The organism is Catenovulum agarivorans DS-2, from assembly GCF_000568405.1.
In the GTDB taxonomy this organism is placed as follows: domain Bacteria; phylum Pseudomonadota; class Gammaproteobacteria; order Enterobacterales; family Alteromonadaceae; genus Catenovulum; species Catenovulum agarivorans_A.
On record NZ_ARZY01000007.1, the window covers coordinates 32,754 to 45,596 of the forward strand.

The 12,843-nt window shown below is 39.8% G+C and carries 12 protein-coding genes and 2 tRNA genes; 8 read left to right on the forward strand and 6 right to left on the reverse strand.

Annotated features, from left to right (window positions below; genetic code table 11):
* Nucleotides 1-9 precede the first annotated feature (9 nt).
* The 5 genes from DS2_RS05505 to DS2_RS05525 form a co-directional block, all read right to left on the reverse strand.
* Complete coding sequence (locus tag DS2_RS05505; RefSeq protein WP_035013672.1) at nt 10-303, reverse strand: hypothetical protein; 294 nt, start codon at nt 301-303, stop codon at nt 10-12.
* A 97-nt stretch (nt 304-400) separates the two neighbouring features.
* Nucleotides 401-1,057, reverse strand: a complete 657-nt coding sequence (locus tag DS2_RS05510) for an HAD family hydrolase (RefSeq protein ID WP_035013673.1) — start codon at nt 1,055-1,057, stop codon at nt 401-403.
* A 6-nt stretch (nt 1,058-1,063) separates the two neighbouring features.
* Complete coding sequence (locus tag DS2_RS05515) at nt 1,064-1,465, reverse strand: acyl-CoA thioesterase (RefSeq protein ID WP_035013674.1); 402 nt, start codon at nt 1,463-1,465, stop codon at nt 1,064-1,066.
* Between the two features lie 374 nt (nt 1,466-1,839).
* A tRNA-Met gene (locus tag DS2_RS05520) sits at nt 1,840-1,916 on the reverse strand.
* A 45-nt stretch (nt 1,917-1,961) separates the two neighbouring features.
* Nucleotides 1,962-2,038: transfer RNA gene (locus tag DS2_RS05525), tRNA-Met, on the reverse strand.
* 437 nt (nt 2,039-2,475) lie between these two features.
* On the opposite strand from DS2_RS05525, the gene DS2_RS05530 reads away from it, so the two are divergent.
* The 5 genes from DS2_RS05530 (at nt 2,476) to kdsA (ending at nt 10,220) form a co-directional block, all read left to right on the forward strand.
* The gene (locus tag DS2_RS05530; protein ID WP_035013675.1) at nt 2,476-4,578 is read left to right on the forward strand and encodes a DUF1302 domain-containing protein; all 2,103 of its coding nucleotides are present in this window, start codon (nt 2,476-2,478) and stop codon (nt 4,576-4,578) included.
* A 10-nt stretch (nt 4,579-4,588) separates the two neighbouring features.
* Nucleotides 4,589-5,956, forward strand: coding sequence for a DUF1329 domain-containing protein (locus tag DS2_RS05535; protein WP_035013676.1), 1,368 nt, complete (start codon nt 4,589-4,591; stop codon nt 5,954-5,956).
* Nucleotides 5,957-5,963: 7 nt separating this feature from the next.
* Nucleotides 5,964-6,965, forward strand: coding sequence for a WD40/YVTN/BNR-like repeat-containing protein (locus DS2_RS05540; protein ID WP_081754197.1), 1,002 nt, complete (start codon nt 5,964-5,966; stop codon nt 6,963-6,965).
* Between the two features lie 11 nt (nt 6,966-6,976).
* Nucleotides 6,977-9,283 (forward strand): efflux RND transporter permease subunit, encoded by a 2,307-nt coding sequence (locus DS2_RS05545; protein ID WP_035013677.1) that lies wholly within the window; start codon nt 6,977-6,979, stop codon nt 9,281-9,283.
* Between the two features lie 82 nt (nt 9,284-9,365).
* Nucleotides 9,366-10,220 (forward strand): 3-deoxy-8-phosphooctulonate synthase, encoded by an 855-nt coding sequence (gene kdsA, locus DS2_RS05550; RefSeq protein ID WP_035013678.1) that lies wholly within the window; start codon nt 9,366-9,368, stop codon nt 10,218-10,220.
* Nucleotides 10,221-10,245: 25 nt separating this feature from the next.
* Here the strand turns inward: kdsA and DS2_RS05555 are convergent, their stop codons facing one another.
* Nucleotides 10,246-10,497, reverse strand: coding sequence for a hypothetical protein (locus DS2_RS05555; RefSeq protein WP_152537547.1), 252 nt, complete (start codon nt 10,495-10,497; stop codon nt 10,246-10,248).
* Between the two features lie 316 nt (nt 10,498-10,813).
* On the opposite strand from DS2_RS05555, the gene DS2_RS05560 reads away from it, so the two are divergent.
* The 3 genes from DS2_RS05560 to rlmM are packed head-to-tail and all read left to right on the forward strand — an operon-like array spanning nt 10,814 to nt 12,833.
* Nucleotides 10,814-11,431, forward strand: a complete 618-nt coding sequence (locus DS2_RS05560) for an alpha/beta family hydrolase (protein WP_035013680.1) — start codon at nt 10,814-10,816, stop codon at nt 11,429-11,431.
* On the forward strand, nt 11,418-11,783 hold the full coding sequence (locus tag DS2_RS05565; RefSeq protein WP_051479645.1) for a DUF423 domain-containing protein: 366 nt from the start codon (nt 11,418-11,420) through the stop codon (nt 11,781-11,783). The genes DS2_RS05560 and DS2_RS05565 overlap by 14 nt, the downstream gene beginning before the upstream one ends.
* Nucleotides 11,784-12,833: a 23S rRNA (cytidine(2498)-2'-O)-methyltransferase RlmM gene (gene rlmM, locus DS2_RS05570; RefSeq protein ID WP_035013681.1), complete on the forward strand. Its 1,050-nt coding sequence runs from the start codon at nt 11,784-11,786 to the stop codon at nt 12,831-12,833.
* Nucleotides 12,834-12,843: the final 10 nt, after the last annotated feature.

The window sequence follows — 12,843 nt, forward strand, 5'->3', positions numbered from 1 at the left end:
CCCTGTAAATTATAGACCAACTACTTCTTGAGCAGACTGATTAGCTTGTGTTTGCTGAGCTAACGCAGGCTCTGAGTTAACTTGCTCTAGCACTCTATCAAGCTCTTGTTGAGCTGCCTGCTCGTTGGCATTTTCCTCGGCCGACAATTGCTCACTGGTGGATACCTGAGTGTTTTCAACATTAGGGGAGGTCGCTAATTCAGCTTGCTCCGCTTCAGCTAATGCAACTTCTTCACTTTGCAGTTGGCGCAATAACTCAGCACTGCTGGATTGCACTTGTTGCGAATTATCTACTTCAGCCATAACAAAGCCTCCTTATATTGTTTGCAAGGATAACTAAAATATAGCTGTTATTTTGTACAAATAAAAGGCAATCATTGCATTTTTTGCTCAGTGCTTGTTATGCAAACCTGACCTGTTCAAAGCTATCGACAACTGCTGTCGCGTTATTCGCAATGTTCTGCTCTATTGGCAGGTAATCAGGAATAATAATGGTTTGGCAACCAGCGCGGATAGCGGATAACGCCCCCGGGTTTGAGTCTTCAAACGCAAGGGTGTCGATTGGCTCGACATTTAGTGCTGCACAAGCTTTTAGATAGCACTCAGGATCGGGTTTAGCAAGTGTAACGTCTTCAGCACAGACTAAAGTATCGAAGTAAGGCAGATAATCGGTATTGCTAAAATTTTTAATCGCTACTTCGCGTCGGGTAGAGGTAACTAAAGCAATAGGCAAGTTCTTATCAATACATTGCTGGAAGAATTTATCAAAGCCTAACTTGACTTGTAAGTTGTGCATTTTTAATTGTGCAACAGAGTTTTGGTGTGCGGCAATAAAATGCGTCATATCAACGCCGGTGTCAAACATTTCACTGGCGATTTGATAACATTCTGCCGAGCGCACACCTGCAAATTTATCGTACATTTTTGCGGTGAAATATTGATTAAATTTAGCCGCTGTATCCACCCACGCTTGGCAATATATAGTTTCACTATCAAATATAGTACCGTCCATATCAAACAGTAGCGCTTTTGCATTAGGTAAAATTAATGGCGTCATAAAAAGTTAGTCTCGAATAACTTTTTGTTTATTGCCATCATCGTCTATTGCGACATATGTGAATTCACCCTCACACACTTTAAAGCTATCTTTATTCTCCATGTCACGTAATACTGGCTCTACCCATACTTCTAAACGTATTTTCATTGAGGTATTGCCTATTTTGCTTACAGTGCCGTAACAGCTAAAAATATCACCTACATGTACAGGGCTAATAAATAAAATATTGTTTACAGCTACTGTAACTGTCCGGCTTTTTGCAACCGCTTTTGCAAGCATGCCGCCTGCTATATCCATTTGCGACATTATCCAGCCACCAAAAATATCGCCGTTTGCATTGGTATCAGCCGGCATTGCTTGTGTTCTTAAAATTAATTCGCCTTCAGCGCAGGATTTTGTATCGCCCATTATTCACTCTCTAGCATCTTGGAATGGTTCAATTACTTCTAAGTTTATTTTGTAAACCTATGAAAATAATCTAGTCTGATAAAAGTATACGTTATTTATTAAGAATTGTGCGCAGTGATGCAATTTAGTCTTAAAAAAGTTTATTACTCTCTACAGTCATCTAACTTATAACGTGTGCTGGGCTTTCAAGTCAAAGAATTGCAGGGTTAAAAATAGCGTACATCGAGGAACAAAATTTGAAATATTCTGAACAAGTTCTACAACAATCAAAAGAACAAAGAAATTAATCAGCTGTCTGAAAGGCTAATCAGTGCGATAGGTAGATTTAAAATAAACAACCAAGAGAATGTTTATGAATTGATAACCAAAAAAATTGGTTGCGGGAGCTGGATTTGAACCAACGACCTTCGGGTTATGAGCCCGACGAGCTACCAAACTGCTCCATCCCGCGACACTTTAAACAGAAGTAACAGCTCTTTCTTGTGTAATAAGAAATTGGTTGCGGGAGCTGGATTTGAACCAACGACCTTCGGGTTATGAGCCCGACGAGCTACCAAACTGCTCCATCCCGCGACACTGTTACTTGCTAGCAGTATCAGCTGCTAACGAGGCGTGCATACTAATGTATTTTTATTTTAATGCAAGCCTTTATGTAAAATTTATGACTGTTCGGTTGAAATCTGTACGATTGTACTTGTTTGCAACAAAAAACAAGCGAAATGTTTAATATGTTTAACATCTGTCTAATGTTTGATGGTAAAAATGATAGATAAACTAATAGCAAAGAAAGTGTTTGGCTTTTAACCAATAATAGGTGTTTGAAATATATCTGCTTTGTAGATGGATATATAACTGGTAAGACCATTGAAGTGTGTTAATATTATGTAAGAAATTAATAAGCAAGTTTGGTGGACTGCTCTATAGTTATCAAAACTGTTTTGTAAATTGACATTAGAGGATGATGAATTTAAGAATTTCAATTCAATTCCTCTAGGCACAGTGGAGTGTTTATGCTGATTAAATCCAATAACTTAAAATATAGCGCCATATGCTGCGCGCTTGCTGTGAGTTCTGTCTCATCGGTCAATGCTGCTCGTTTTAATCTAGGTGATTTTGAGGTCAACTTTGATTCGCAATTTACACTTGGTACGAGCTATAGGGTAGAAAACAGGGATTGGTCTCGGATAGGTAAAAATAACCAAACAGGGGTTAATTGGTCAAATGCTAATGGACCGTATAATACAGCAGTCAATAATGTTTACACTGCACAAGATATATGGGATTTACCCGGTTCATATTCCGCCAATGGAGATTTAGCGAGCCTAAATCACGATCCTGGTGAAGCGTTTTCTCGTGTTTTTTCAGGTACGCATGAATTGAGTATCAGTCAAAACAATTGGGGTGTTTTCAGTCGATTTATGTATTTTTATGATGATGCAGCTCATGACTCCAAAGCATGGAAACATCCCCTTACTGGTGAATCATACGATTTGTGCCGCGATAAACGTGCCAAAGAACGGTTGTGTGAAGACATTAGATTATTGGATGCATTCGTTTATTTAGATTTTGATGTTGGTGATGTACCTGTATCGCTTCGTGTGGGTGATCAAGTTGTGAGCTGGGGTGAAAGTACATTAATTTCTCACGGGATAAACTCGATCAATCCGGTCGACATCACCCGTTTACGCGCCCCAGGTGCTGAACTAAAAGAAGCTTTCATTCCTGTCGGTATGGTTTGGACGTCGGTCGGCTTGACTGAAAATCTGTCTATTGATGCTTATTATCAATATGAATGGGAAAAAACCATATTGCCAGCAGCAGGCAGCTACTTCTCAACGAATGATTTTGCAGGTAATGGTGGCTATTATAATGCAGTACAGATTGGCTTTACCCAAAACCCTGATATTAATGCACCTTATTTAGCAGAACAGTTAAACACTTGGGTAAAACAATCGTTGGCGGCCAATAAAAACGATATCGATGCGCAAATGGCAATTTTAGCCAATCCAGCAAGTGCAGAACAAGCTCAAGCTGCAGCCGCAGAGTTTTACGATTTAACCTCTGCCTATTATGTTAATGCGACAAAAGTGGCTATTATGGCGCAGCCACACGAAAACCGCTATCCAAAAGATTCGGGTCAGTATGGCTTGAAATTCACTTATTATTCACCTGAGTTAAATGATTCTGAGTTTGGATTGTATTATCTGAATTATCATAGCCGCAGACCAGTTATTTCCGGCCGAGCATCAAACTTTGAAATATCATCTGTTTATTCTGATGTACAATATATTTTAGGCAATGACATTTCACTTGAAAACACCAGTCAACTAAAAGCATTTACTCAAGCATTTTTAGAGTATCCAGAAGATATACAGCTTTATGGATTTAGCTTTAATACCAGTATTAATGAAACTGCATTGGCAGGTGAAATAGCTTATCGTAAAGACGAGCCATTCCAAGTCGATGATGTAGAATTATTGTATATGGGGATGCCCGAACAGTTAGCGAATGCTGGGCTGAGAGCTGATTTGTCTGGGATATCTCAGCTAGAGCATGTGGAGTCTGGTGGCATAGCACAGGGGTACATTCGCTTAGATTCAGTTCAAGCGCAAGCAACTTTAACCCATTTATTTGGTCCTAATTTAGGTGCAGATGCAATTGCAGTTGTATTTGAAATGGGGGGAGTACAGGTTAAAGATATGCCAGACCCAGATGTGTTGCGTCTGAATGGCCCTGGCACAGCGCGCGCGGGTAGCTCGACCAGCAAACAAGGTCTGCAACTAGCACTATCGAATGGAGCGGAAACAACGCCTTTCCCAACCGAAACGGCTTGGGGCTATCGAGCTTTGGCGCGTTTTACCTTTAACAATGTTTTTTCAGGCGTGAATGTATCTCCAAGAGTCGTTTTCTCTCATGATGTTAAGGGGATCACCCCGGACCCAATGTACTTGTTTGTTGAAGATCGCCAATCAGCAGCATTAAGTGTTAACTTTGATTATCAGAATAAAATTCAGTTTGATATGGGTTACAACGCATTTTGGGGTGGCGTAGGTCAAAGCAACAGCTTTGCTGACCGAGACTATGTATCATTCAGCGTCAAATATTCAATTTAGGGTGTAGATTATGAAGTTTTGTAAATCAATTCTAACGACCGCTATGGTTCTTTCTATGTGTGGCTACAATGTCCATGCAAAGGTATCAGAACAAGAAGCAAAACAGTTGGGGACCAGTTTAACCCCTATCGGTGCTGAAAAATCTGCCAATAAAGATGGCAGTATTCCTGCGTGGACTGGCGGGATAACTCAAGCTCCCGCTGGTTATTCAGTTGGTGATCACCACCCAGATCCGTTTTCACAAGACACAGTTAAATTTGTTATTACCTCGGCGAATTACCAACAATACGCAGATAGTTTAACACCTGGTCAAGTTGCGTTATTCAAAGCGTACCCTGAAAGTTTTAAAATGCCGGTTTACCAAACACGTAGGTCGGCGTCTTTACCTCAGTTCGTTTATGATGCAACGGTAAAAAACGCCACTACAGCTCAATTGGTTTCAGATGGTGAAGGTGTTGAAAATGCAATCATTGGTGTTCCTTTCCCCATTCCAAAAAATGGCTTAGAAGCTATTTGGAATCATATTTTGCGTTATCGTGGTGAAGGTGTTGCGCGCTGGGGTGGTCAAGCTGGGCCAACCGCCAGTGGTGATTATACTATGATTGGCTTTGATGAGCGGGTGATGTTTTTATATTCGCAACAAGATATGACTTCTGAGAAGATAGCGCAAGACAATATTATTTCAATGTTTAAACAGGAAGTTACATCACCAGCACGTTTAAAGGGAACTGCCTTGTTGGTGCACGAAACATTAGATCAAGTTAAGCAGCCTCGCCAAGCATGGACATATAACACAGGTCAACGCCGTGTTCGTAAAGCACCCAATATTGCATTTGATGCACCAGGAACTGCGTCTGATGGCTTAAGGACAACAGATGATTTTGATATGTTCAATGGCTCACCAGGTCGTTACAACTGGAAGTTAGTTGGTAAAAAAGAGTTATATATTCCGTACAACAATTATGCATTGCATGCTGAAGGTGTGGATTATGATGAGATTTTAAAACCTGGGCATATTAACCCTGAGCTAACACGTTATGAAAAGCATAGAGTTTGGGTTGTTGAAGCAACTCTGAAAAATGGCATGCGCCATATATACAAAAAACGTGTGTTTTATATAGATGAAGATAGTTGGCAGATTGCTGTTGCGGATGCATACGACGCGCGTGATGAACTTTATCGAGTTAACATGACCTATGCGGTTAATTATTACGAAGTGCCTGCAACTTGGACCACTCTTGATGTATATCACGATTTAAACTCTCGTCGTTATTTAGCTTTAGGTTTAGACAACAACGAAAAAATGTATGACTTTGATGTTGAGTTAAATAAACGTGACTTCACGCCGCAAGCATTACGTAGGCAAGGGTTAAGATAATACATATATGCTAACTCTACTTCGTATCGCGAGTTTATGTATCGGCCTATTCAGTTGCTCGTTGTTGGCTAGACCGATACTTATGTTGGATGTTGTACAGCATAACCATTACCTTTTAGCCGCGGCTGAACGTGGATATGTGGCAAAGCTGAATATTCAAGAAAATGATAAAGTCACCTTAGTCAAAACACCAACTGATGCCATGTTGACGGCAATTACCCTAGCAAAGGATGATACTCTGTGGGCGGTTGGGCATGAAGGTGTTGTATTACGTAGTGTTGATTCAGGCAACTCTTGGCAGTTAGTTTATCAACATCCAAATGGCGGTGTTTTGTTTGATGTTCAATTTATTAATGAACAACATGGTGTGGCAATTGGTGCGTATGGTTTATTTCTACGAACAATGGATGGCGGCAAAACATGGCAGCAAGAGTTCCATGATGGATTATTACCGCCGGAAGATAGAGAGTATTTACAAGCTTTAAGAGCTCAATCTGAAGAAGATTATCAGTTTGAGCTTGCGAGTATCTTGCCTCACCTGAACCGAATCACCTTAGTCGAAGATAAGTTATTTGTGGTTGGAGAGCTTGGTTTGCTTGCGGTTTCAACTGATAGCGGTAAATCTTGGCACAGATTAAACTTTAGCTACCAAGGTTCGCTATATGATGTGACTGCTACTCGTCAAGGTATTTGGGTTTCAGGAATGCGCGGCAATTTATATTATATCGAGCAACAACAGCTAACAAAAGCTACGTCAGATCCAGCTGCAAGGATTAAGGACAAAAAAATAAATTTCCCTGAGCCCGTTAATATCAACACAATTGCATGTAATCAAGGTGCTTGTTTGCTTATAGGCAATAGTCAAACAGTATGGAAACTAGACAACAGCGAAGTGATTGTGGTGGATAAGTTTAAAAGCAAGAGTTTTGTATCAGCGCTTATTGTTGATAACAAGTTTGCTTATCTCGTTGGTGAAAATGGATTTCAAAAACTGCAGTATGCGAATTAGTTGAGGAAAATGTGTTAAGTAAGTTAGTTGATTTTTTACAAAAGTGGATATTTGCCAATCGTGTACTGATTATTGCAGTGTTTACTGTGCTTACGTTCTTGCTCGGTTACTTCGCTAGTCAAATAAAGCTGGATGCGGCCTTCACCAAAAATATTCCGCTTGAACACCCATATATGCAAACCTACCTAGAGTACGCAGATGATTTTGGCGGCGCAAATAATATTTTGATCTCAGTTTGTGATGCTTCGGGTGATCTCTATAATCCTGAATTTTTTGACAAACTAAAAAAGGTCCACGACCAACTCTTTTTTATTTCTGGCGTAGACAGATCAACGGTTAAATCATTGTTTTCTCCTGCAGTTAGGTACACAGAAATTGTTGAAGAGGGCTTTATCGGTGGCCCAGTTATACCAGCTGATTATGCAAATACTAAAAGCGACCTAGCAAAGGTTCGCCGCAACATTGAAAAGTCAGGCCAAGTAGGTCGACTTGTTTCTGGCGATTATGCTTGCGCAATGGTGACAGCGCAGTTGCTTGATGTTGACCCTACTACGAAAAAACCAATTGACACGATTAACTTTGCAAAAACGTTAGAGCAAGAACTTAGGCAGAAATTGCAAACTGAACAACACTCTATCCATATCATCGGGTTTGCTAAAATGGTGGGGGATGTGGCTGCAGGTGCAAAAAATGTACTGATGTTTTTTGTAGTCGCAATGGTGATTACTTGTGTCTTAGTTTATTTATTCTGCCACTCAATTTTGCTAACCGCGTTACCAATTTTGTGTTCAGTTATCGCTATGGTCTGGAAAATTGGCTTGTTATCTTTACTTGGTTTTGGTTTAGACCCTATGTCGATCCTGTTACCATTTTTGATATTTGCGATTGGCGTAAGCCATGGTGTGCAAATGATCAATAGTATTGGCAAGCGAGTTGCTAGTGGGGCAGGGGCAAAAATCGCGTCTAAGAAAAGTTTTAAAGCTTTGTTTTTACCTGGTTTTGTAGCGTTACTGTCCGATTGTATTGGTTTTATCACAATTTTAAGTATCGACATTGGTATTATCCAAGAATTGGCAATTGCCGCGTCAATTGGTGTTGGTGTTATTATTCTAACCAATTTGATTTTACTGCCTTTACTGGTTTCTTACATACACTTCCCGCACGATTATGAATCTCGTATTGAATCCAGCAAAATGGCGGTTCTGTGGCCAAGTCTAGTTAAGATTACTGAGCGTAAATTTGCGCCAGCTTTGGTTTTGGTGATGTTAGCGCTTTTTGCATTTGGTTGGACTTATTCAGCCAATATGAAAATAGGCGATTTGCATGCTGGGGCGCCCGCTTTGCATGAAGATTCAACCTACAATCAAGATACATTTTTGATCACAGAAAAGTATGAAATTGGGGTTGATATACTTTCAGTTATCGCTGAAACAGTGCCAGATGCGTGTACTGAGTTTGAGATCATGAAGCAGATTGATGATTTTCAATTCAGACTTGCAAATGTCGAAGGGGTGCAGTCGAGCATTAGTTTAACCAGTGTAACTAAAACCATTACTGCGGGATATAATGAAGGTAATCCGAAGTGGCGTGTGTTACCGAAAGATACTGCATCTATGGCGCAATCAGTCGCTCGTGTGCCAACTAGCAGCGGACTGCTAAACACAGACTGTAGTGCGATGCCTATTTTACTGTTTTTGCAAGATCACAAAGCCGAAACAATCGAGCGAGTTATCGATGTTGTGAAAGCGGAAAAATCAAACTATGAAACAGACAAGCTTAAATTTAAGCTTGCTTTGGGCCCTGCGGGTGTCATGGGCGCCACAAACGAAGCAGTAGCTCAAGCACAAATACCTATGATGATTTACGTTTATCTAGCGGTGTTTATTTTATGCTTATTGTCATTTAAAAGTTTACGAGCAACGTTAGCGGTAATTATTCCTTTGTTTGTGGTTTCAACTCTAGCACAGGCGTTAATGACTAAGCTAGATATTGGTTTAACCGTTTATACCTTGCCTGTTATTGCTTTAGGCGTAGGAATTGGCGTCGATTATGGTATCTACATTTTGTCTAACATGATGGGTAAACTTAAACAAGGTATGAAGTTATCTGAAGCGTATCGACAAGCTTTGATCGAGCGTGGTAGTGCAGTTATATTTACTGGCATTACTTTAGCCATAGGTGTGAGTACTTGGGTATTCTCCGACTTAAAGTTTCAGTTAGACATGGGAATTCTTCTAACCTTTATGTTTTTAGTCAACATGCTTGGTGCAATATTCTTTTTACCGGCAATTTGCCGCTTGTTTTGGTGGCGGCGCTAGCTAATTTTTGATTCAGAGTTCAGCTTGGCTTAGCCTTAGGTTACAATACTGACTTTATGGACCTACAGGTTAAAAGAAAACAATGAGTCAAAAGTCAGTTTTTGTTCAATCTTTGCAAGTGAACAATGATAAGCCATTTGTCCTTTTTGGTGGTATGAATGTGTTGGAATCGCGAGATCTTGCGATGCACATTGCAGAAAGCTATAAAGAAGTGACAGATAAACTCGGTATTCCATACGTGTTTAAAGCGTCATTTGATAAAGCGAACCGTTCTTCAGTCCACTCCTATCGTGGACCTGGTATCGACGAAGGTTTGAAAATTTTTGAAGAGATCAAAAAGACCTTTAATGTACCGACTATCACTGATGTGCATGAAACTTTCCAAGCTGCTCCAGTTGCTGAAGTTGTCGATGTTATTCAGTTGCCAGCGTTCTTAGCACGCCAAACTGATTTAGTTAAAGCCATGGCTGAGACAGGTGCTGTAATTAATGTGAAAAAACCACAATTTATGTCACCATCTCAAGTCACCAACTTGGTTGAAAAATTTGCTGAATCAGGCAATGAAAAAGTTATTTTATGTGAACGTGGAAGCTGTCATGGTTACGACAACCTAGTGGTTGATATGTTAGGTTTTGGGGTTATGAAAGAGGTATCAGACGGCAGTCCGATTATTTTCGATGTGACTCATGCACTGCAATGTAGAGATCCTATGGGGTCGGCTTCTGGTGGTCGCAGACATCAAACCGTTGAGCTAGCTCGCGCCGGTATGGCGACTAAGATAGCGGGTTTGTTTATGGAAGCACATCCAAATCCTGCTGAAGCAAAATGTGATGGTCCTTCTGCTTTCCCATTAGCACAACTTGAACCGTTTTTGGCTCAAATCAAAGCACTTGACGACATGGTCAAAAGCTTTGACCCTATCGATATCCCACGTTAATCGTGTTGCAGGATAACTGGATCTCTTACTCTGCTACTTGTGTAGTTGTATCGTCTAGTTGTTCTGCTGATTTTTCATCTTTAGTTAAGATGGCTTTGTTTACAGATATTTCAATTGCATCTGCTACTTTTACATCAGCAACTAAACTTGCAACTTCTAATTTAATATCTTTTACCAAGTCAGCTTCAACTGAACTCTTTAAAGAATCACTTGTGTTTGCTGTTGCAGTAAAGCTAACAAAAGCAACAACTGATACAAAACTTTTTAATACTGACATAGCGTACTCCTTAATCACTTTAACATTTAGTGTGTTTTGTAATAAACTTTCATTTTTCATTAACATTTGCTTGTTGTTTAAACTAATTTTGTTCTCTCAACGGTTTTAAGTATACTATCGTGTAATTAAATTACAATATTGAAAGCAAATAACTATATTTCGTTTTGGAATAATAAACGCTAAGTCACCGAGATATTACATTTTTAGTATCAAAGTTATGTTAAATATTTATTGAGCTAAAGATATTTGATGTTAGTGGGGTTTTTCTGTAAGCATTTGATTTTATTTTGTTTGTTTTTTATTTGGAGGTTTTTCTGTGACAGATGTTAAATTAATATTAGCACATGGGGCTGGTGCAGGTAGCCAATCGGAGTTTATGCAATCAGTTTGTAATAAACTTACAGAGTTCACAAAAAGTGAAAAGAATTACCAACTAGAGGTTATTTTGTTTGATTTTCCTTATATGCAACAAATACATACTACAGGAAAAAAACGCCCGCCCGACAAGATGCCTAAGTTGGTAGAAGCTTTTAAGCAGCAAGTTTTACACCTTGGTGAAGACGACATTGTTTTTGTCGCTGGTAAATCTATGGGCGCTCGAGTGGCACTCGAAACAATCTTGGCGACGGATAGAAATATCCGAGGGGCGATTGCGCTAGGTTATCCTTTTTATCCGCCTGGTAAGCCAGAGAAGCATCGGCTTGAATTAATCAGTAAAACGACTAAGCCTTGTTTAATTGTTCAAGGTGAGCGAGATACATTTGGTAATCGTGATTGGGTCTCGCAGCAGGCCTTTAGCAACAATATTAAAGTTAATTGGCTAAAAGCTGCCGATCATAGTTTAAAACCGCTTAAATCGTCTGGCGTGACGCATGAGCAAGCATTGGATTATGCTTGCCACACAATAATTGAGTTTATAAATGAATATGTATAGAAATATAGTGCAAGGCTTTGCTGGGTTTGCTGGGGCAACTGCCGTTGCATTTGGGGCTTATGCAAGCCATGCTATTTTATCCGACCAAGCTAAGCTATGGTTAAACACTGCTGTGTTTTATCAACTGGTCCATGCTGCTTTATTATTTACTTTGGTTTACTTTTTACCAAAAAATCGCCTGAGCTTGCTGATTTTAAGCTGTTTCTCGGGGGCAATATTATTATTTTGTGGAAATTTATATTTACTGGCATTTTCTGTTGTTACAATTGGCACATTAACACCAATAGGTGGCAGTCTGTTTATTCTTGCTTGGCTGTTACTAATGGTCTCAGTGTTTTTTAAAGGTAAATAAATGTCTCGTTATATCTTGTATTGCCGCGCAGGGTTTGAAAAAGATTGCGCTAACGAAATTCAACACCACGCAACAGAAGCTGGGTTATTTGGTTTTTGCCGAGCAAAAGATAATTTTGGTTATGTTGAATTTGAGTTGACTAATGGTGAGGATAGCGCTCTTTTCAAAAAGGTTAAACTAGATAAGCTAGTCTTTACCCGTCAGTGGTTTTGTTTAATAGAAGAGCTATTTGACTTAGATCCAAGCGACAGAATTTCACCTATAGTCAAAGCGTTGGCAGGGCATGAGTATGCTGATATAACGCTAGATTATGCTGATACTAACGAAGGTAAAGCGGTTTCCAGTTTTACCAAAAAGTTTGTAGTGCCATTGCAAAAAGCACTAAACAAGCAAAAGGTCGTTCAAAATAAAGCCGAAGCGGTTTTACATATCTTTTTGTTTAACTCGCAACATATCCTGCTGGGGTTTAGTCCGTGCAACAACAGAAGTGATCTGCATTTGGGGATTAGACGCTTGAAGTTTCCAGCATCAGCTCCAAGCCGGTCGACCCTGAAACTAGAAGAGGCTTTCCATTATTTTATTGCTAAAAGCGACTGGCCAACAAAATTATCAGGTGGCTTAAATGCAGTTGATTTAGGTGCAGCACCTGGCGGTTGGACATATCAATTGGTCCAACGAGGTATGATGGTAAGTGCGATTGACAACGGCCCCATGAATAAAGACTTGATGGAAACAGGCCAGGTGAAACACTTACGTGAAGACGGATTTAAATACGAACCGAAAAAACGTAATGTACATTGGCTGGTTTGTGACATGGTTGAGAAGCCAACACGGGTTGCAGCATTAATGGTGAAATGGATAGTAAATGACTGGTGTAAAGAAGCGATTTTTAATTTAAAGCTGCCAATGAAACAGAGATATCAACATCTTGCGCAAGTGGTCGAGCAAATGGAAGTCGCACTATACGAAGGTGGCGTGCGATATAAGCTTCAAATAAAACACTTATATCATGATCGTGAAGAAGTGACCTGTTATTTAACACGAATATAGCCAAGCGATT